This window comes from Mesobacillus maritimus (assembly GCF_019749255.1).
Taxonomy (GTDB): domain Bacteria; phylum Bacillota; class Bacilli; order Bacillales; family Cytobacillaceae; genus Mesobacillus_B; species Mesobacillus_B maritimus_A.
Genome location: NZ_JACWFH010000006.1, coordinates 159415 through 180100 on the forward strand (window position 1 = coordinate 159415; position 20686 = coordinate 180100).

The following is a 20686-nucleotide window of genomic DNA, read 5'->3' on the forward strand; positions in this document are numbered from 1 at the left end:
TTATGATTCGATTGCCTTTCGGACATAACCTTGTGATTCTTCTAAGAGCTTTATTGCTTCCGCTTTGTCAAGCTTCTTTTTAATCATCACGATGGCAACCTTCACTTGAAGATCAGATGCCTCAAGCGCTTCCGATGCTTGTTCATAGCTAACATCTGTTACTCTCATGATAATATTTATGGCTCGCTCTTTTAACTTTTCATTGCTGACATGAACATCAATCATCAGATTTTCATAAGCTTTTCCTAATAAAATCATCGATGAAGTTGAGATCATATTTAGAATCATTTTGTGCGCGGTGGCTGCTTTCAATCTTGTTGACCCTGTTAGAACTTCCGGTCCAACTATCACTTCAATCGCCGTGTCTGCTTCCTTGCTAATCCGTGCATTCTCGTTACAAGACAATGCAACCGTTTTCGCCTTCACGCTGCGTGCGTATTGGAGTGCTCCGATGACATAGGGTGTTCTCCCGCTTGCAGCAATCCCAATCACGGTATCGTTCTCAGTTAAGCCAAGTTTTTTTAAATCCTCTTCGCCAGCTTCTGGTTTATCTTCCGCCCCTTCGACTGCTTTGACGAATGCATTTTCACCGCCAGCAATAATTCCTTGCACCATGTTTGGGTCGGTACTGAAAGTCGGTGGACATTCAACCGCATCCAGGACTCCTAAACGACCACTTGTTCCGGCTCCCATGTAAATTAACCTTCCGCCTTGTTTAAAAGACTCAAATGCATAGGTTACAGCGGCTTCCACATCTGGAAGAACCTTTTCCACTGCTTTTGCAATTCTCTGGTCTTCTTCATTCATGATTCGTAGTATATCCATTGGTTGTGCTGTATCAATTTGCATTGAACGTTCATTACGGGATTCTGTTGTCAACGCTTTCAAATCTGGTTTCATTCCCCATCCTCCTTGCTCGTATCGTCGGACTTTCGTTTATTTAACAGGTTCATTATAACGCGAGTGAAATATTAATTCAACTTCATTTGGAAAATAGTAAAATATTATTTCAAAACCTATTAAATCTCAGCTTATTTCAAGGACTTTGTTAGAGATAGCTGTTTTAGTTCCACTCCAGGAACGAGCGGTTCGCGGGTGTGAAACAAAGTAAAATCCGATCTCTACTCGTCTCGGAGAGCCACATAGTTTGAGAAATGAGCATAAAAAAAGAAAGGAGAGCTTCTATTATGCTCATCCTTTCCCTTCTTGAAATAAGCTACGCTTTTATAATGGTATTAATGGCTTTCGCGACACCCAATTCATCATTTGTAGCCGTCACCATATTTGCTGCTGCTTTCACATCTGAAGGAGCATTGCCCATCGCAATTCCTAAGCCGGCTAACCGCAGCATGTCTAAATCGTTAAAATTATCCCCAATCGCTGCCACTTCTGACATGTGTATGCCTAAAGTATCAATGAGCACGTTTAAACTTGTTCCCTTTGTTATTTTAGCAGGTGAAATTTCTAGATTCGAAAAGTCTAAACTGCTGCTAACTTCAAATTCAATCTTTTCACCTAAAAGATACCTTGTAAATTCTTGAAAATTCCCTTCCTCTTTTCGGAAAGCGGCAAACTTTAGGATCGTCGGGGTATTCCTTTCAGCATAGTCTTCTAGACTGTCAATCTGTTTAACAGTACAGTTACGTCGAAAACGTTCACAACTCTCCTGGTTTCCCCCCGATAAAGCAAATGCTGGAATATTGTTTTCAATCCAGTTTTCATTCCACTTATTTCTCTCAGGTACTAATAATGTATTCCCTTCATACAATTGCCCATATACATTGAACGTTTCACAAGCCTTAATAAAGGTTCTAATCCCCCTTTGTGAAAAAGCAGCTTGTGAAAGAACCTCTCCGTCCGCCGTTTGAATTACGGCTCCGTTGTAAGCAATGATCGGGTCATCAAGACGAAGTGTCTCTGAGACCCACTTCGTTGAAAGTGGCGAACGACCACTACAAATGACTACTTTTCCCCCATGCTTCTTAAACTCATAGATTGCTTGAATCGTTTCATGATCCATTTCTTTCTTACTATTAAATACAGTCCCATCTAAATCTAGCGCTAGTAATTTGTATTCCATTCTTTCTCCTCCTATCTGCCTCGCATTCAATTTTTTCGGAGTATTAAAGTTACAGCTACTATCTCAAAACTTTATCGTGATTGCAATCGGTTCCTCTCTAGAATCCTACATGAAGTTCCATTCTATCAAAGTTTAAAATCATCCTCATTGTGTTTATACACAAAAATCATTGTTTTCCATTTGCATATTTTGTATAAAAGTCCATAGCGTATGCTCGTTTCTTTTTTTATACTTAAAGTACTATACCATTGGGAGAGATGTTTCATGTTAACTAGTGAATTGAAACAAAAATTAATACAGATTGTTGGCGTAGAAAATTATGAAGATACTAAAGCTACTCGTCTAGTCTATTCCTATGATGCCACACCAAATTTTCAAGCCATGCCAGATGCGGTCATTAGTCCGCGCAACACGAAAGAAGTTTCTGAGATTGTAAAACTATGTAATCAGCACAAGATTCCGATTGTTCCAAGAGGTTCTGGTTCAAATCTATGTGGAGGTACTTGCCCAATTGAAGGTGGAGTGGTGCTTCTTTTTAGGCATATGAATCGACTTCTTGAAATTGATGAAGAAAATTTAACAGTAACTGTGCAGCCAGGCGTGATCACTCTTGACATGATTAAAGCGGTTGAGGAAAAAGGATTATTTTATCCTCCAGACCCTTCCTCTATGAAGATATCTACTATTGGCGGAAATATTAATGAAAATTCAGGTGGTTTACGCGGACTAAAGTATGGAGTCACCCGAGATTACGTGATCGCACTTGAAATTGTTCTTGCAAACGGTGACATCATCCGCACCGGCGGAAAATTGGCGAAAGATGTTGCAGGCTACGATTTAACACGCCTGTTCGTTGGTTCGGAGGGTACTTTAGGGGTGATAACAGAAGCCACACTGAAGTTAATTCCGATCCCTGAAACGAAAAAAGTCATGCTTGCACTCTATCAAGATATTGAAGCAGCTGCGCGGACGGTCTCCAAGATCATTGCCAATAAGATCATTCCGGCGACCATGGAGTTTCTTGACCAACCAACCCTTAAAGTCGTTGAAGACTTTGCTCAAATCGGCTTGCCAACGAATGTAAAAGCCGTTTTACTGATTGAACAGGACGGCGCACCTGAAGTAGTCGAAAACGATATCCAAAGGATTGCCGACATCTGTACAGCAGAAAGTGCGGTGTCAGTCCAAATTGCAAAGTCACCAGAAGAGGCGGAGGCCTTAACTACAGCAAGACGGTCTGCCCTTTCCGCCTTGGCAAGGTTGAAACCAACCACCATTCTAGAGGACGCGACCGTTCCTCGATCAGAAATTGCCAAAATGGTGAATGGAATCAATAAAATTGCTGAAAAGTATCAACTTGATATTTGTACCTTTGGTCACGCTGGTGATGGAAACCTCCATCCTACCTGCCCAACCGATTTACGAAATCTTGAAGAAATGGAACGAGTGGAAGAAGCATTTGCTGAAATATTTGCCCTGGCAATTGAACTTGGGGGAACGATTACGGGGGAACACGGAGTCGGTGTGATGAAGGCGCCCTATCTTGAATGGAAACTTGGTCGAGAAGGAATTGCCGCCATGCAGGCCATCAAATCTTCACTCGACCCAACAAATATTATGAATCCTGGCAAAATGTTTGCGAAGGAAAGCAGAAAAAGAGTGGTGGTAGCAAGATGACAACAGTAAAAGAACAACAAATCATTCAAGCACAATTTCAAGAACGAATGAATCAGGATGAATTATTAAATTGTATGCGTTGCGGCTTTTGTCTCCCATCATGTCCGACTTATATTGAATCAGGCTTTAAGGAAACTCATTCACCAAGGGGCAGGATTGCCTTAATGAAAGCGGTCGTCGACGGTCTCATTGAACCAGATGAGGATGTTGAGCGTTCTCTTGAATTATGTCTTGGGTGCCGAGCATGTGAACCTGTTTGCCCTTCGGGTGTAAAATACGGTCACCTTCTTGAAGAGGCACGAGATATCATTCAACAAAATAAAAGACATTCGCTACCAGTAAAACTCGTCAGAAATGCCGTATTTAAAGGGCTCTTTCCTCATCAGGAAAGAATGAGAATGGCAACGGGACTTCTAGGCTTTTATCAGCGCTCTGGTTTACAAACGGTTACAAGGAAGACTGGTTTCATGAAGTTGCTTCCTGAAAATCTAGCAACCATGGAAAAAGTTCTTCCTACGGTTCCAAGTATGAAGGAAATGAAAAATCGTCCAGAATACCTTCCTCCACATGGAACCCAAACGAAGCGAGTCGCCTTTTTTAAAGGGTGCTTAATGGATACGATGTTTCTTGAGTCAAACAATAGTACAATGAAACTACTGCAGCTTGCTGGCTGTGAAATTGTAATTCCAAAGAACCAGACATGCTGCGGGGCTCTACATGGACATAGTGGTGAAAAGGACTCAGCCAAAGACCTGGCCAAAAGAAATATCCAAGCTTTTGAAGAATTAAATGTAGACTATATCATTACGAATGCCGGTGGCTGTGGAGCCTTTCTAGTTGACTATGACCATCTTCTTGAGAAAGATGCAGACTGGAATGAGCGTGCGAAGGCTTTTACAGAAAAAATCAAAGATATTTCAGAAGTACTGTACGAATTGGATTTTCATAAAAAGCAGAAATTAGAACTACCCTATCAAGTCGTAACCTACCAGGATTCTTGTCACTTGCGGAATGTAATGAAAACGGCCTCTGCTCCAAGAGTCTTGCTTGAATCAATCAAAGGCATGGAATATCGAGAAATGAAGGACGCTGATCGCTGCTGTGGGTCTGCAGGAATTTATAACATCGTTGAATCAGAAATGTCGATGCAAATCCTTGATTCCAAAATGGAACAAACTAAGGCAACTCATGCAACGACAATCGTTACCGCTAACCCCGGGTGTCTACTACAGATGAAACTCGGCATTGAGCGCGAAGGATTGAGCGACAAAGTAAGAGCCATCCACATTGTCGACCTCCTAATCGAAGCATCAGCATAACGGGACAAGGGGACAGGCACCGTGTCCCCGTTGTCCACATAACTAAACGAGGTATTGCTTATGTTAACACCTGAACTCGCTGAGAAAATTATTTCAGAAGTGAGGAAATTTCTAAATGAGGATATCATTGTTGTCAACACTCTAGGAATCATCATTGCTAGTACGGATGAAAACCGAATTGGTCAATTTCATGAGGGAGCAAAGATTGTTTTACAAACCAAAGAAAAATTAATCATAACAAAAGATACTCAGGAAGTGTTGCAAGGAGTGAAACAAGGAATCAATCTTCCCGTTTTCTTTCAACAAGCAGTAATTGGAGTCATTGGAATTACTGGAAATCCTGACAAGGTGGCCCCTTTTGGCGAAATCATCCGTAAAATGACGGAACTTTTAATAAGTGAAAGCCATTATGCTGAACAATCAGATTGGCATTTAAGAGCGCTTGAAGGCTTTGTTTTTGATTGGCTTCAAGAAAAGGAATGGGATTCTGCCTTTCATGAACGAGCCAAGCTGTTGAATATAAACCTAGAGATCCCACGGCAAGTCATCATTGCCAAATTCGGTTTAAACGATGAGTACATCCACAGAGATGTTTGGAACCATCTGTATGCTTGGACTGGTAAACAAGAGCAAGATTTTATTATCCGTTGGGGAATTGACCGCGTGATTTTATTATTGGATACTTCATCCATATCCTTACAATCGTCTGCAAGAGCGAAGATCACTGAGTTCTTCGACTACCTTGGCTACCTACTGAGAATTCCTGTTTCAGCCGGAGTAGGAAAAGTGGTTCCTTCTTCAAGACTGATTCAAACGTTTCGTCAAGCCGAAAGAGCTTTAAGAACAGCTGAAAAAGAGTCAATGCTTGTTTTTGATGAAGATTTAACATTGGAAATGATTTTAGATGATTTATCAGCTGAAACGAAGTCAGAGTTCATTACAAGAACAATTGGAAAGCTATTACCTGAGGAAGAACTAATCGAAACCTTAAAAGAATTATTCAAGCAAAACCACTCTTTGAAAAAGACAGCCGAAAGCCTACATATTCATGTAAACACTCTTCATTATCGAATGAAAAAAATTCACGATATAACGGGATTAACTCCATCCAATATACAGGAATTATTCATTCTTCATCTGGCCTTGATTTTTTTAGAAGAGTAAGTTACGCGTCCTTTTCTTCCGCTTCCCTTCCTTATCAGGTTTAAGTAAAGAATAGAACTTGCTGTAACAACAAAAAGATCTGTTCCTTAAAACAGAACAGATCTTTTTTAGACACATTTACTTTTCACCAATACTATCAAGCTGTTATATTGAAGAACAATTATTCTATCTTCCTTATTTCTTTGTAAAAAGTTTTTCCTCATTCTGCTCATTCAATTGATTTGCTAACTCTAGGAAAAATGCTAGCGACTCTGGATTACTCATTGAATCAGGATTGATCGCTTTCTCAAGTTCAAAACCTAGTAATAACTTCCGAATCGGAACTTCCATCTTTTTACCATTCAGTGTTTTTGGAATTTGCTCAACAGCATATAGTTCATCTGGCATAAATCGCGGCGAAAGCGTGGATTTGATTTCTTCTCGAATCTTCGTTTTCAGCTGATCGTCCAATTGAACTCCTGGTTGCAATACGGCAAATAATAATAACGATGACTGTCGCCCTAATACCTCTAAATCAATCACAAGACTTTCTTGAATTTCGTCTAGCTTCTCAACAATTCGATAAATGTCACTTGTCCCCATCCGAACACCTGAGCGATTGATGGTTGAATCGGAGCGCCCGTAAATGATTGAACTGCCATCCTGCTTAATTTTGATCCAATCCCCGTGCTTCCACATACCAGGATATGTATCAAAATAACTATCAAAATACCTCTTATTATCTGTATCCTTCCAAAAGTAAAGCGGCATAGAAGGCATTGGCTTTGTAATGACTAATTCCCCTACTTCATCGGTTAAGGCATTCCCATTCTCATCAAAGGCCTGAGCGTCAACTGCTAAACCTCTTCCCTGAATTTCACCAATCCTTACAGGTAAAATTGGTACTCCCCCAACAAACCCTGTACAAACATCTGTCCCGCCACTCGATGAACTCAGCCAAACATCCTTTTTCACATTTTCGTACACCCAACGAAATCCATCTTCGGTTAACGGAGCCCCAGTCGAATTGATGGATCCTATCTTGGATAGATCATATTTTTCATTTGGCCGCACCTTTTGTTTCATAGAGTTAATCAGATAGGGTGCACTTGTTCCAAAATCTGTTATTTTAGCATCCTCTGCCAGTTCCCATAAAACGTCCATCGAAGGATAAGCCGGACTTCCATCATAAAGGACAACTGTTGCGCCAGTAATTAAGCTCCCCACAAGCGTATTCCACATCATCCATCCCGTAGTGGTAAATTGGAACGTAACCGATTCAGGTGTTAATCCTTTTTGAACCACCATCATCTTTACATATTCAACCGTGATTCCTCCGTGACCATGGACAATTGGTTTCGGCATGCCTGTCGTACCTGATGAATAAACAATCCATAGTGGATGGTCGAACGGCAAACTTTCAAATGTCAACTCTGCTTTTTCTTTTAAAAGCTCTGGATATGGAATACAGTTATCTAGTTTCTCATCCAGGTGCTCCTTCTCCACATATGGCACCAAAATCGTATGCTCGAGAGATGCTCCTAATTCTTGTTGAAGTTCAGCGACAACAGACGTTTTGTCAAAGGTTTTGCCATTATAATGGTAACCGTCGACAGCAAATAATACTTTCGGTTCAATTTGTTTAAAGCGATCCACGACACTTTTTGTGCCAAAATCCGGGGAACAACTTGACCAAATCGCCCCAACACTCGCTGTGGCAAGAAAAGCAATCATCGTTTCTGGGATATTGGGCATAAACGAAGCTACCCGGTCCCCCGGCTTTACGCCAAGCTGCCGGAGCGAGTGTGCCACGGAAGCCACACTTTCTTTGAGTTCATTCCAAGATATAATACGTTCGCGAATCTTTTCGGACCGAAAATATAAAGCTGTTTTATCTCCTTGATCTTTTGCCAATAGATTCTCAGCAAAGTTTAACCTTGCACCCTCAAACCATTTGGCACCTGGCATTTGTGAATCTGTAAGAACATTATCATATTTTCTAGTCGCCTTAACAGCACCAAATTCCCAGATAGTTTCCCAGAAGTCCTCTAGTTCATCAACCGACCACTTCCATAAATCTTGGTAGCCTTCAAACGTCAAACCCTTTGTTTCCTTTAACCAGTTCATGTATCGTGTTAAAGTTGTATTCTCAATAAATTTCTGTGAGGGTTCCCACATTACTTCCCCTATGTTTCCTACCATTTACTAGCTCCCCCTGTTAGATAGATTTGTATCTAGCAGCACTTCTCTGGTTGTCTCTCTACTAAAATCATACGAACCGCCGGAAGCTGTGTCAATGATTTGAACGAATTTTCTAAAAATTATAGTAATATAAGAACCTACATTTTGGCCCTCACGAAGAATTCACATGAATGACTCACACAACGTTTTGAATGAAATAAAAACTGCATCCGATTGTTGGTATTAATCACAATCGAATGCAGTCATCTCTATTCATTCACTATTTATCATGCCATCTTTTGTTCTAATGCTTCCCCTTCTTTTCGGAGCTCTTTATATTCAGCTGCTGCTGTGAAAACGACATCTGTAGAAGAGTTAAGAGCTGTTTCAAAAGAATCTTGGAGTACCCCAATGATAAATCCTACTCCGACGATCTGCATCGCCACTTCATTTGGAATTCCAAATAAGCTACACGCTAGAGGAATTAATAATAGAGAACCACCTGCAACTCCTGAAGCACCACATGCACTAACAGCTGCCAAGACGCTTAAGATGATGGCTGTAGGAATGTCCACTTGAATGTCCAAGGTATGAACGGCAGCAAGGGTTAAAACTGAAATCGTCACGGCTGCTCCGGCCATATTAATGGTAGCACCTAGTGGAATGGACACTGAATAAGAATCCTTGTTTAAGCCTAGCTTTTCACATAATCTCATATTTACTGGGATATTTGCTGCTGAGCTTCGAGTAAAGAACGCTGTCATCCCGCTTTCTTTTATCGCTGTAAAAACTAGTGGATATGGATTTTGGCGTGCTACTATATACACTAAAATAGGATTAATCACCAAGGCAACAAACAACATACAACCAATTAATACCCCAAGTAATTTCCCGTATCCAAGCAATGATTCAAGACCATTTGTTGTGATAGACTCAATCACAAGTCCCATAATCCCAAACGGTGCGAACTTGATGACCCATGAGACCATTTTCGAAACTGCTTCTGAAACGTTCGAAATTACTGTTTTTGTTGTATCAGGAGCATTTCTTAGCGCAAATCCAAGAACGAGCGCCCATGCTAGAATCCCAATATAGTTAGCATTTGCAAGCGCATTTACGGGGTTATCGACTACGTTTAACAATAAGGTTTTAAGTACCTCAACTACTCCGCCTGGAGCTGTCAGGCCTTCAGCACCTGTAGCAAGTGTTAAATTCACAGGGAATAAAAAGCTTGCGATCACCGCCACTAATCCCGCTAAAAAAGTACCTGCAAGATAAAGCGCTACTACAGTTTTCATATTGGTTTTCGTTCCACTTTTATGTTGGACAATCGCCGCCATCACTAAAAAGAAGACTAAAATTGGTGCAATCGCTTTTAACGCACCCACAAATAAAGATCCTAATATCACAACAGGTTTTCCTACATCCGGAACCACAACAGCTAGAATGACTCCAACAATTAACCCTATCAAGATTTGTTTGACCAGACTCAAACGATTCCAAAATCCCCACAGACTTTTCATCAATACCCCTCCAAAATTCTCTATATGTAATGGTGTGTACAGGAAACAATAAAAAAAGAGTTTACATTATCTATTTTTTCGCTTTGTAACCTACTCACCGCCACAGTCTTTCGTAAAAATACAATTGTCCTTCTGTAATAGATTATAAAGGGTATTTTCGTATATTACAATATTATCATTGCTATTTTGAAATGTTTTAATAATCAAAATATTAATTTTAAAATAAAACCCAAGCTTGATTCCTGTCCGCCATCCATAAATAATCGTTCATTTTAACGTCTTATTCCGCTTGAACGTGCAAATAATTTTGCTATCAAGAAAATAATGAGCGAGATGCCGATTTTTTTATTTTGTAATTAGCACATAGTGTAGGGAGCAAAAGTATGTGCTGAGAATGAACCGTTTGTATCTAAAAAATAGATTGGTAGTTATCGATGCTATTGAATAAATGTATTTTATTGTAAAGACGACCCTCATATAATGAAGATGCTAGAAGGAGGAATACAAAAATTTACAAAATACAAATTTACCAGGTGTACTAAGGAGGGAATCAGAATGCAGAAGGCAAGGACATTGGTGTTAACGTATGGGGCCATGTGTATTGTTTTAAATGTTGTCCTTGGAACAGCTGTATCAGCACTAAAAATTCCATTGTTATTTCTTGATACGATTGGAACTGTGCTAATGGCCGTTCTGTTTGGACCATGGTGGGGAGCGTTAGTAGGATTATTAACGAATGTCATCCTAGGGATAACCGCATCTCCAACAGCTATCTTTTTTGGAATTGTGAATGTGGCTGTGGCCATAGTCGTAGGCTTGATGGCACGAAGGTTCAATTTTACCAAATGGTATATTGCTGTTCTCACAGGATTATTGTTATCCGTTGTTGCTCCTTTGATTGGGACGCCGATATCAATCGCGCTAACGGGAGGAATCGATGGAAGCGGCATGGATATCATCGTTCTTTGGCTAAGAGCCACAGGTGAAAGTGTGTTTGCTTCAACTTTTATCTCCAGAATTACAGGAAATTTTGTTGATAAAATCGTCACCTGTCTTCTGGTTATGTTTTTCATATCGAAGATTCCTAGTTTCTTAAAAACGTATAAAGGAGGAACAAAAAAGGATGCAGCGTAGTAAGAAAATCCTTCTTGTCTCTCATTGCATTCTCAATCAAAATACGGTCATAAAAGAAGAAGCCCGCGCCTTAGGAGCCATTCCGTCTGCAACAGATTGGATCAAAGAAGAAGGCTTCGGTGTTGTCCAACTTCCCTGTCCTGAATTTACGTTTTTAGGATTAGATCGTCCACCTATGACCTATGAAGAATATGACAATGAGAAATACCGTTCACACTGTCAAAAAATTCTAACGCCTATTATTGAACAACTCACAGAATACCGTCGAAGTGGCTATGAGATTACCGGTGTTCTTGGCATTCAAAGCAGCCCATCCTGTGACCAAACTAGAGGAGTGTTCATGGAGGAGCTACAAAAGCTTTTTCAAACCCACCACATTCCACTTGAAAAGCAATGGTATCTCCCAAATACGGAAGATCCTGTCTTTAATAGCAATGAGCATGTTAAAAACTAAGAACTCGTAAAATAAATACAAAGAGCTTTTCTCTCCTGTCCCCTATTCTCTGGGGGCCTTTTTTATTTGGTCCCCTGACTCTTTACATCATTTTAACTCCTTCTCAATCTTCGCTTAACGTTTCCCTATTAAAATAAAGGAAAGATTAATAAACATTTTGGAGGATACTAATGTTTTTAAAAAAATTTGCTAAAGATGTGCCAATCACAATTTCCTACCATCAAAACGGCTTTAAGCAAACCTGTACTGGCAGATTACACAAACTTGACTTAGTAAAGCAAACTCTTTTATTGAAAGATGAAAAACAACAAATTTATTTTATTCATCTATCTGGAATTCAAGAGATTGATTGATTTCAATTATCCAATTATTGATTGACTTGTCCATTCCTATCTTATACCTTTATAATTTTCTTTTGCGTTGCAATTGTAACAATATAGTTGTAAACCATATGCGCAAAAATGGAAGCCCAAAGTGTTTCGGTTTGAATAAATAATATACTCGTAACCAAAGACAGTAGAATCACATTTAAATTTAATACAAATTTGGTTTTATATTGTGGAAGATGAATGGCCCAAAATACAATTGTTGTTAGGATGATAGCCCAAATTGCATTGGTAAAGTGCTGAATAAACGGCAGCACAAATCCTCTAAACAACACTTCTTCAAAAATGCCTGGGAGAATGCCGACGATTAGCGCACCATGCTTTCTCATCATGATTTTTTTCAGTTCTTCATTATCTTTAGCTTCAGGTATTTTTGTTCCTGTCACCTTTACTAGAGGTATTGCTACGAGAGCCAACGCTATCCCCAATCCTCCCCCAACGGCTAAATTCATGACGATTTTACTAACATCAAACAAATCTAGCACATACTCAAAACTATTGGATTTTTGCCAAATAAAGATACAAATAAGAGCAATAACCCCAAGAAAAGCAAAGGACGCAATTAAATGGCTAAGTTTAATTTCTTCTTTCGATTGATCTGTCAATTTCATCCCCCCAAAAACACACTAACCATATTGTCATATATTAGTATAAACGAATACAGAAATTCTGGGCTAAACAATCTTTCACCTATGGAAATAAGATTAAAAGCTCCTTAAGCAATGTATAACTATTTCACGTAAAAAGAAGTAACCGGACCAAAATTTGAAAATAAAAACCTACAATCAAAGGAAGTACTAAATTTTGCTTCCTTCTTTCATGGCTTGTCGTAGCACCTCCTGTATGAAATCCGCTTTATTCTCAGTATAAGACGCTCTATCAAAGCGAAACGTATTTGCCAATTCAATCTTTAACTGGTGATATTCTATTAAAACTTCAGGATGCGTGCTTAAATAATTTCTGAACAACAATTGATTGTTCCAGTGTTCTCCTTCGAAAAGATAAAAGTGCAAATGGTGTGTCCCAGCTCCCCATTGTCCTTTTCTGAAGAATCGTCTTTCAGGAAAACTTTTATGATAAACAAATTCATATCCCATTGGTTCTAAAAGTTCAACAAATTCGCTAACAACGTTTAAATCATTCACCCCAATGGCAATATCTAAGATTGGTTTAGCCCCTAACCCTTCCACAGCTGTACTCCCTATGTGTTCAATCGCAATAGTCTTGTCAGCTAAGATTTCCTGTAATTTCTCTTTTTCTTCCTCAAACTGGCTTGGCCAATTTGAGTTATAGTCTTCAATTATGATTTCCTTTCCCACTTCTTCCTCCTAGACCATTCCTGGGCTATAACCTAATCATTCAATCCCTTGCCATCGAGAATATTTTGCCTATATTTTTCAATTCTTGCCTCTCGTGTTTTGGATTGTTTGGCTTTTGAGAAATAAAGGATGTATGCTCGTTGCCGTCCTGGCGTTAAGGTATAAAAAGCAGATTTCAAGCTAGGCATTTCATTAAATTTAGTTTGTAATTCTTCCGGGATAATGAATTCTTCCGTTTTTTTAAAGTTCACCTCTAAGCCCGATTTTTCAACTACAACAGCCTGATTAACATAGTCTTTCAAAACTGTTTTCATTTCCATAATCTCCTGAGCATCAGTAAAGCGAATTTGGCGTTGCGCCTGTGAGTTCTCACCCGGACGAACGAGAATCCCATTGGGATCATTTAATAAGGCACCTCTGAAAAACATAACTGCACAATATTCTTTAAACCCTTGAATGATTACGATATTTTTGTTCTTATACATATAACAAGGCTTGTTCCATTTCAATTCTTCTGTTAGTCCACAATCAAGAATGGTCATTCTCAGTTTCTCAAATTCTTCCTGCCAACTTCTAGCTTCACGCAAATATTCATCAACTTTAGGGTTCATTGTCATTAAGGAACACCCTCCTTTGTTTTCGGTCTGACCATAGTAGAGGAATGCGTTCCTGAACCGCTGGTCAGACCCCCAATCATTTTGAAACGAACTAGTTTTCGATAAAGCCCTCCTGCAATCCATCTTGTAAAAATGGACTGTGTTCCCCTACGCTATAAAGCTGCAATACATGCATCGCTCTTGTGCAGGATGTGTAGAAAACTCTGCGCAGGCTCTCGTCGCCGTAAACGTTCGCCGAGGCATCATAAATGATGACTGCATCAAATTCGATTCCTTTAGATAAATAAGAAGGGATCACAACAACTCCTTGCTCATATTCAAGTGAGTTGCTTCTTAAAAGTTTTAAACCATCAATCGAGGACAAGGATTCATATGCAGAAGCACTTTCCTTAGCAGATTTGCATATGATTGATATACTATTAAGCCCTCGTTCGCGCAACTCCGCTACTTTAGAAACAATGCAGCTATGCAATTTTGTGTAGTTGTCTACTTGTGTTAGTACAGGGCGCTCACCGTCACGTTCAAAAGGAATAATCTGCTTTCCATTCGGGACCAGTCTTCTTGTAAATTCAATAATTGGTTTTGTCGATCGATAGCTGCGTGCAATGTTGATTACTTCCGTTTCATCTGGTCCATACAAGTTTGTCAGTGTGTGGAAATCGACCATTTCGTTGGCATGAGCAAATATCGCTTGATTAAAGTCGCCTAACACGGTCATCCTTGCAGCAGGAAACAATCTTTTCAAAAATTCAAATTGGAACGGGGAATAATCTTGCGCTTCATCCACAACAATATGTTTAATCGAACTATTCGTCTCAAAGCCTTGAATTAGCTCTTTCAATAGTAAAAACGGGGTGGCATCTTCATAATATAGTTTATTTTGTGTTAGCATTTCAAGCGTCGCCTGACATATATCAGGTAATGAAGCTGGTGTCTCCCCTTCTATCCACTCTCTAATCTGTTGAGGATTAGAAAAAAGCTGTTGGTACATTCCCTTATAATCAATGAAGCGATACGCCCGAACGATCTTTCGTAAAGGCTTCAACTTTTGTTGAACAATCAATCTGGCAAGTGCTTTTGGCTCCATTTCATAATCAGCCTTCTCTTCTCTTTTATAACCGCGTTTTTCCGCTAAATAGCGATGTGCCTTATGGTACTCTTCATTGCTAAGCAGCTCAATTTCTTCCTGGACCCATTGCTTTGAATACTCCATTTTTTGTACGTCTTTTATTTTCTCCAACAACCATTCCATTAACTTTTCAAGGCGATTATGGAATCGGAGTGAAGTGTCATGACTGTAAAACCATTCTCCTATTTGTTGGCTCGTAACAATTGGTTTTCCTCTAAAAGTAAGATCCTTAAAGAGCATTCCTGTATCTTCTAATGACTGCCGATAAGAGTGAATGGCCTCAAAAAAATGGATTGAAGCTTTTAAACGAATTCCCGCAATCCTTGACCTATACGATGAATCCTTCGTCGCTGTTAAAACATATTCTAACTGCTCAAAAGGAGTTTCCACTTCAAATTCCTTCCCTAGACGATGGTCCAAATATTCCTGAAAGGTAACTTGTTGCATATTTTCTTCGCCAAGTTCTGGAAGTACATTTGACACATAGCTATTAAACATCTTATTAGGTGAAAAAAGAATGATTTGGTCTGCATTCAGATGATCTCGATATTTATAAAGCAAATAAGCAATACGTTGCATGGCCGCAGATGTTTTGCCACTACCAGCTGCTCCGTGAACAATTAGCAATCTCCCTTTGTCATGACGGATAATCTGATTTTGCTCCTGTTGGATCGTCGCAACGATATTGTGCATCTGTTTATCAGTCCCTTTGCCAAGGACCTGCTGTAAGATCTCATCCCCAATGGTGAGACTTGTATCAAACATCGATTGAAGAACACCGTCTCGGATAAGGTATTGCCACTTTTTCTCCAACTTGCCTTCGATGATCCCACCTGGTGTTTTATACTTCGCGGGGCCAGGCTGGTAATCATAGTAGACACTTGAAACCGGAGCTCTCCAATCATAGATAAGAAAATCTTCACCGCTAGAATCACTAAGCGATGAAATGCCTATATAGATTTGTTCTTGGGTTGAATCCCCTTCTTCAATAAAATCAATTCGACCAAAATAAGGGACTTCCTGCATACGACGTAAGGTGGACAAACGCTTAGATGCATGTCGATGGGTGCTTTGGCTTACTGACAGAGCTTGAGTTTCTTGACGCAAACCAATAATGGTCTCAAGAAAATCATCAAAGGTATCATTATTCACCTTAATTTCATCCCAAAAATGCTTGCGGATATGAACCACTTCATTTTTACGCTTGGACGTTTCTTCATCTAATCGTATAGTTTCCTCATTTATCCGCTCCATTACACTCTCTAGTCGCTTTTGCGCTTGCTGAAATTCCGTATTCATGCCCCACACTCCTAAAAAAGTTTATAAAAAGGGTTGACGATTGTATCGACTGCGTTGTATAATTAAAATAGGGATAATATATAAAAATATAATTATCAACGCATAGCTATACTAATTTACCATAAAACCGCCATTTTTTCAATGGATGGACATAAATTCGATTATAAAAAAGAGTAATGTTTCCCGCCTCAACGGGTACATTACTCTTTTTCTCTTTTCCGGATTTCTTTTTACTAAAAGGATTATTTTTGAAGGAAAGATCCTTCTTTGCCCTACGAACAAGGTTTCCATATCAGCTTCTTACTTCTTTTGCACCTGACTTATGTAAAAAGTAACCTGTTGTAATCGTTAATACAGCAAGGATTAATCCGCTCGTTAAACCATTGAGCTCGTACCCTTGCTCGAGGCCATCCAAAATCCCCGAATAAACCCCTGCCATAATTCCCGTTAATATAATTTTACCTATCCTCATAAAAGGAATCCCCTCTCCCCAAAGCTAAAGCAAAGATAATTGTTCATAATCCCCATATCTTACCATATAAAAAGGAATTATATGGATTATTTTCCTTTCATTCTAAGATTGAACTACCAATTAATTCAAAAACATAAAAAATATCCTGTTTCAACGAATTTTTAAGGAAACCTTCAATCACACTAAGACAAAATACAAAAATATCGACAATCCTACTAACAACGACTAGACTCAAACAAAATCGAGGTGAAAAACCTGCTATCCAAAGGGTGAGTATTGACTATAAAGGAACAACCTTTGTCTTTCAAGAAGGATAGCAGCCTATCGCATGACTGAAAACCATTCTTCTCGCGTTGAACGCAGAAAAAAAATGCAAGAGCAACAACGTTCATCCAAGAATAGTAAGCCTAAAAAATTAAGATGGAAAAGAATTCTCTATTATAGTTTGATTATCGCCACTGTATTCCTGATCATCGGCGTTGGCGCGATAGCCTGGATTATTAAAGATGCCCCTAAATTTGACGAAACATTATTAAAGGCACCCTTATCTTCTAGTATTTATGCAAGCGATGGAGAAACGGTTATCGCGGAAGTCGGGAAAGAAAAACGGGAGGATATTGGTCTCGAACAAATCCCAGAGGTTTTGCAGGATGCGGTAATCGCGACAGAGGATTCTCGTTTTTATGAGCATCGTGGCATCGATGTGAAACGTACCTTAGTTGCGATTTTCAAAATCATCAGTACTCGTTCGTTAGAAAGTGGTGGTGGAAGTACCATTACGCAACAGCTTGTAAAAAATTCCTTTCTATCCATTGAACAAACACCAACAAGAAAAATCCAAGAATGGTACTTGGCACTTCAATTAGAACGAGAATTTTCGAAAGAAGAAATACTACAGATGTATTTTAATAAAAACTTATACGGTGGCGATGTGTACGGAGTAGCAAAAGCGGCAGAGCGGTTCTTTGGGTTAGACGTTGAGGAATTGGATCAACTAACACTTGAACAAGCAGCACTTTTAGCCGGTATTCCCCAAAGTCCGAATCGATACATGCCCACAGACGAAGCAAATTTTGAACGCGCGAAAGAAAGAAGAAATATGGTTCTCCATTATATGAACCGTCATGGATACATTAGCAAATCAGACATGAAAGAAGCGCAGAGCACACCGATTGAAGATACGTTAAACATCCAAACACCTAAAGCCAATAAATTCGAAAACTTTGTGGCTACCGTCATAAAGGAAGTACAAGAAAAGACCGACGCCAATCTGTTTGAAGATGGCTTAGAAATTTATACAACTCTTGATCCAGATATTCAGGAATTGACCGAAGAGGTTCTCACCACAAACGACCATATCCCTTTTCCTGATAACGAGAACCTGCAGACAGCAATTGTCATTACCGATACACAGACGGGAGGAATCAAAGCCATTGGCGGAAGTCGTAGTGAGCAAGCAGGTGGATTTAATTTTGCAACAATGATGAAACGTCAGCCAGGTTCAACGATCAAACCAATTCTAGACTACGGCCCTGCGATTGAAAAATTCAAATGGTCGACTGGACATTTCATCAAAGATGAAGAATATCAATATTCTGATGGAACCCCAATTCGAAACGCTACTCGTAAATACGCTGGAACGAAAACAATTCGTGATCACCTCGTCTGGTCACGAAATATTCCAGCCTTAAAAACGTTTCAAGAAGTAGGCGCAAATGATGCGACTGAATTTGCCAGAAGCTTAGGTTTCCCGATTGCAGATGAACAAAAAGGAAATGAAGCGAATTCAATTGGTGGAATCGATGCTGCTTCCCCGCTGATCATGGCCGGTGCGTACGCTGCGTTTGGGAATGGCGGTTATTATATTGAACCCCATACAGTGACTAAGATTGTCCATTCCGATGGTCGTGAGGAAAAGGTAGCACCATCAAAAGAAAAAGTCATGGAAGAAGCTACTGCGTTTTTAATCACCGATATGTTGCGATCTGTAGTCGATTCTGGGACCGGAACGAAAGCAAATATCTCCCGTCTCGACTTAGCTGGAAAAACAGGAACAACAAACTTTGATACAAAAACGATTGAGAAGTACGACTTACCAGAGAAGGCGGTAAGAGATTCTTGGTTTGTTGGTTATACCCCCCAATATACAGCTGCCGTATGGACGGGATATGATAAAACGACCTCATCGGATGACTATTTAAACAACACTAGTGATGACATCCCACTGCTGGTATTTAAAAAAATTCTGTCCGAAGCAGCGACAAATACCGATACATTTAAACAGCCAGATAGTGTCGGAAAGTTAGGAATCGAGTATTATGTTAAAGGTGGCGAAAAACCCAAGCCACCAAAACCTGCAACACCAACAAAATTTACTGCTACCTATGATGAAGCCTCTGACCAGATTCAGTTAGCTTGGAACCACACATCCAATAGTGGGTTAGAAACAAGCTTTGATGTTGCTTATACAGTGGACGGAAGAACCGAAACCTTTACAACGACAAAAGAACAACAGGTTGTTTTTCCAAGTCCTGAGAAAGGCAAAGCGTATACCTTTACACTCTTGGCTATCGCTGGTGGCGTGAAAAGTGATGCAGCTTCAACGTCCATCACAGTGGAAGAGGCAGCTCCTATTTCTCCTAGCAATTTACAAGCAACCTTTGACCAAGCATCAAATAGCATTGTGATTACATGGCAACCTGGTAACAACGCGAGGAACGTCCAATATACAGTTTCATTTACAGTTAACGGTTTCCCGCAAACATTAGCGCCAACACCCGAATTACAAGCAACTTTAGTGGGGCCACAACCAGGACAAACATACATCATAACGGTTACCGCAACAAATGAAATTGGGTCAAGTGCACCAGCGACCACTTCTGTTACCGTCGAATCTCCACCACAAAATGGCATTTGGGATGGTTTTGACGAGAATCAAGAAAACGATAATGGAAGTGAAATTACACCATAATGTATAATAAAATGGTCACCTTTTCATTGGTGACCATTTTTTATTTGGTTTGTTTTTTATACCATTCATATAATCCAAATTTATTGTTCAGATACTAAAGTTTGTTTCTTATACTTTTTTACAATCCACTGTTATGTTATTAATCGATAGCCTTTTCACACCATCGTGAGATGAAGAAGGAAGTGTAGGACAGAGGTCGAATAGTATTGAAGGAGTCAAGGAGAATCGTTAGGGAGTGTTCGAATGCAAGAAATATTGGATTCTTTTTTAGAAACTGAGGTTACTGATCAAGAATATTATGATGCTATTATTCGTTTTATTTATTCTGGAAATATTAGATGTGGAGAATACGAATGCAATCAATTTGTCATAAGAAAAATGGAACTAAGTAACTTTATTATTTATGAAGAGTATGTGATAAACAAAAAGCGGGAAATTCATCATTCGTTTAGCCTCTCTAAAAATAAATTACTTCAAGTAATGAATGAATACGCAAAAAAACAAGGATTTCTAGTACGGAGTTTTGAGTGGTCTAAAGGGTATTTTAATGAGCTTCTAATATAACAACTGATTATTGAATTCAGCATGGTATTCATACATAGTAAGATACAGCAAATTAACTATTAAAGGAGTGGCAAAATGGAAGTCCTTTTAACAGGTGTTTTTTCAGCGATCATCATTTTTATTACTGTCTTTTTTATGATAAAAGTCCTCTTTATAGCTTATAAGAGGAATGAAATATCGCGCCGAAAATTGATTATATATTCAACTTCGTGCATTGTAATTGGGTTTACGGTCGCTTCTATCTTACCGTTTGGCTTTCAAAAACTTTACAGTTACCTGTACTTACAAATTAATTGATGTACGAATTCTCATGTATGCACAAAAAAAAGAACAGCTACAACATTAGCTGTTCTTTTTTTTGCCTGGCAACGTCCTACTCTCACAGGGGGAAACCCCCAACTACCATCGGCGCTGAGAA

17 protein-coding genes are annotated in these 20686 nt (G+C 39.4%); 8 read left to right on the forward strand and 9 right to left on the reverse strand.

What is annotated here, in order from left to right:
• Positions 1–900 carry an N-acetylmuramic acid 6-phosphate etherase gene (gene murQ / locus H0185_RS03105; protein ID WP_221871113.1) on the reverse strand — a complete coding sequence of 300 codons (900 nt, stop codon included), beginning with the start codon at positions 898–900 and terminating at the stop codon, positions 1–3.
• Positions 901–1216: 316 nt separating this feature from the next.
• Positions 1217–2080: a Cof-type HAD-IIB family hydrolase gene (locus H0185_RS03110; protein WP_221871115.1), complete on the reverse strand. Its 864-nt coding sequence runs from the start codon at positions 2078–2080 to the stop codon at positions 1217–1219.
• A gap of 264 nt (positions 2081–2344) precedes the next feature.
• On the opposite strand from H0185_RS03110, the gene glcD reads away from it, so the two are divergent.
• The 3 genes from glcD to H0185_RS03125 are packed head-to-tail and all read left to right on the forward strand — an operon-like array spanning position 2345 to position 6240.
• Positions 2345–3757 (forward strand): glycolate oxidase subunit GlcD, encoded by a 1413-nt coding sequence (gene glcD / locus H0185_RS03115; protein WP_221871117.1) that lies wholly within the window; start codon positions 2345–2347, stop codon positions 3755–3757.
• Positions 3754–5076 (forward strand): (Fe-S)-binding protein, encoded by a 1323-nt coding sequence (locus tag H0185_RS03120; protein WP_221871119.1) that lies wholly within the window; start codon positions 3754–3756, stop codon positions 5074–5076. The genes glcD and H0185_RS03120 overlap by 4 nt, the downstream gene beginning before the upstream one ends.
• Positions 5077–5136: 60 nt before the next feature.
• On the forward strand, positions 5137–6240 hold the full coding sequence (locus tag H0185_RS03125; protein WP_221871121.1) for a CdaR family transcriptional regulator: 1104 nt from the start codon (positions 5137–5139) through the stop codon (positions 6238–6240).
• A gap of 174 nt (positions 6241–6414) precedes the next feature.
• Here H0185_RS03125 and H0185_RS03130 read toward each other — a convergent pair whose 3' ends face one another.
• Together H0185_RS03130 and sstT are read right to left on the reverse strand one after the other, a co-directional pair.
• Entirely contained in the window at positions 6415–8421 is a 2007-nt protein-coding gene (locus tag H0185_RS03130; RefSeq protein ID WP_221871122.1) for an acetoacetate--CoA ligase, read from the reverse strand.
• A 266-nt stretch (positions 8422–8687) separates the two neighbouring features.
• Complete coding sequence (sstT, locus tag H0185_RS03135) at positions 8688–9923, reverse strand: serine/threonine transporter SstT (RefSeq protein WP_221871124.1); 1236 nt, start codon at positions 9921–9923, stop codon at positions 8688–8690.
• Positions 9924–10478: 555 nt separating this feature from the next.
• On the opposite strand from sstT, the gene H0185_RS03140 reads away from it, so the two are divergent.
• The 3 genes from H0185_RS03140 (at position 10479) to H0185_RS03150 (ending at position 11864) form a co-directional block, all read left to right on the forward strand.
• Positions 10479–11057 (forward strand): CD3073 family putative ECF transporter S component, encoded by a 579-nt coding sequence (locus tag H0185_RS03140; protein ID WP_221871126.1) that lies wholly within the window; start codon positions 10479–10481, stop codon positions 11055–11057.
• Positions 11047–11511, forward strand: coding sequence for a CD3072 family TudS-related putative desulfidase (locus H0185_RS03145; protein WP_221871128.1), 465 nt, complete (start codon positions 11047–11049; stop codon positions 11509–11511). Before H0185_RS03140 ends, H0185_RS03145 begins: the two co-directional genes overlap by 11 nt.
• Positions 11512–11681: 170 nt before the next feature.
• Positions 11682–11864, forward strand: coding sequence for a YolD-like family protein (locus H0185_RS03150; protein ID WP_221871130.1), 183 nt, complete (start codon positions 11682–11684; stop codon positions 11862–11864).
• A gap of 41 nt (positions 11865–11905) precedes the next feature.
• Here the strand turns inward: H0185_RS03150 and H0185_RS03155 are convergent, their stop codons facing one another.
• The 5 genes from H0185_RS03155 to H0185_RS03175 all read right to left on the reverse strand — a co-directional run bounded on the left by H0185_RS03155 (position 11906) and on the right by H0185_RS03175 (position 16733).
• The gene (locus H0185_RS03155) at positions 11906–12502 is read right to left on the reverse strand and encodes a CPBP family intramembrane glutamic endopeptidase (RefSeq protein ID WP_221871132.1); all 597 of its coding nucleotides are present in this window, start codon (positions 12500–12502) and stop codon (positions 11906–11908) included.
• 192 nt (positions 12503–12694) lie between these two features.
• Positions 12695–13216 (reverse strand): GrpB family protein, encoded by a 522-nt coding sequence (locus tag H0185_RS03160; RefSeq protein WP_221871134.1) that lies wholly within the window; start codon positions 13214–13216, stop codon positions 12695–12697.
• Between the two features lie 32 nt (positions 13217–13248).
• Positions 13249–13833: a YdeI/OmpD-associated family protein gene (locus H0185_RS03165; RefSeq protein ID WP_221871136.1), complete on the reverse strand. Its 585-nt coding sequence runs from the start codon at positions 13831–13833 to the stop codon at positions 13249–13251.
• A gap of 91 nt (positions 13834–13924) precedes the next feature.
• On the reverse strand, positions 13925–16261 hold the full coding sequence (gene helD / locus H0185_RS03170) for an RNA polymerase recycling motor HelD (RefSeq protein ID WP_221871138.1): 2337 nt from the start codon (positions 16259–16261) through the stop codon (positions 13925–13927).
• 292 nt (positions 16262–16553) lie between these two features.
• The gene (locus H0185_RS03175) at positions 16554–16733 is read right to left on the reverse strand and encodes a hypothetical protein (RefSeq protein WP_221871140.1); all 180 of its coding nucleotides are present in this window, start codon (positions 16731–16733) and stop codon (positions 16554–16556) included.
• A 328-nt stretch (positions 16734–17061) separates the two neighbouring features.
• Between H0185_RS03175 and H0185_RS03180 the strand changes: the two genes are divergently transcribed.
• Both H0185_RS03180 and H0185_RS03185 read left to right on the forward strand, forming a co-directional pair.
• Positions 17062–19704, forward strand: coding sequence for a penicillin-binding protein 1A (locus H0185_RS03180; RefSeq protein WP_221871142.1), 2643 nt, complete (start codon positions 17062–17064; stop codon positions 19702–19704).
• A gap of 243 nt (positions 19705–19947) precedes the next feature.
• Positions 19948–20268, forward strand: a complete 321-nt coding sequence (locus tag H0185_RS03185) for a hypothetical protein (protein WP_221871143.1) — start codon at positions 19948–19950, stop codon at positions 20266–20268.
• Positions 20269–20686: the final 418 nt, after the last annotated feature.

Bases quoted from the DNA above. Each gene is read 5' to 3' on its own strand.
- H0185_RS03165 (WP_221871136.1), bottom strand. From the start codon at position 13,833: ATGACAATGAACCCTAAAGTTGATGAATATTTGCGTGAAGCTAGAAGT.
- H0185_RS03175 (WP_221871140.1), bottom strand. From the start codon at position 16,733: ATGAGGATAGGTAAAATTATATTAACGGGAATTATGGCAGGGGTTTAT.
- H0185_RS03120 (WP_221871119.1), top strand. From the start codon at position 3,754: ATGACAACAGTAAAAGAACAACAAATCATTCAAGCACAATTTCAAGAA.
- glcD (WP_221871117.1), top strand. From the start codon at position 2,345: ATGTTAACTAGTGAATTGAAACAAAAATTAATACAGATTGTTGGCGTA.
- murQ (WP_221871113.1), bottom strand. From the start codon at position 900: ATGAAACCAGATTTGAAAGCGTTGACAACAGAATCCCGTAATGAACGT.
- H0185_RS03110 (WP_221871115.1), bottom strand. From the start codon at position 2,080: ATGGAATACAAATTACTAGCGCTAGATTTAGATGGGACTGTATTTAAT.
- H0185_RS03140 (WP_221871126.1), top strand. From the start codon at position 10,479: ATGCAGAAGGCAAGGACATTGGTGTTAACGTATGGGGCCATGTGTATT.
- H0185_RS03125 (WP_221871121.1), top strand. From the start codon at position 5,137: ATGTTAACACCTGAACTCGCTGAGAAAATTATTTCAGAAGTGAGGAAA.
- H0185_RS03180 (WP_221871142.1), top strand. From the start codon at position 17,062: ATGACTGAAAACCATTCTTCTCGCGTTGAACGCAGAAAAAAAATGCAA.
- H0185_RS03185 (WP_221871143.1), top strand. From the start codon at position 19,948: ATGCAAGAAATATTGGATTCTTTTTTAGAAACTGAGGTTACTGATCAA.
- H0185_RS03145 (WP_221871128.1), top strand. From the start codon at position 11,047: ATGCAGCGTAGTAAGAAAATCCTTCTTGTCTCTCATTGCATTCTCAAT.
- H0185_RS03130 (WP_221871122.1), bottom strand. From the start codon at position 8,421: ATGGTAGGAAACATAGGGGAAGTAATGTGGGAACCCTCACAGAAATTT.
- sstT (WP_221871124.1), bottom strand. From the start codon at position 9,923: ATGAAAAGTCTGTGGGGATTTTGGAATCGTTTGAGTCTGGTCAAACAA.
- H0185_RS03150 (WP_221871130.1), top strand. From the start codon at position 11,682: ATGTTTTTAAAAAAATTTGCTAAAGATGTGCCAATCACAATTTCCTAC.
- helD (WP_221871138.1), bottom strand. From the start codon at position 16,261: ATGAATACGGAATTTCAGCAAGCGCAAAAGCGACTAGAGAGTGTAATG.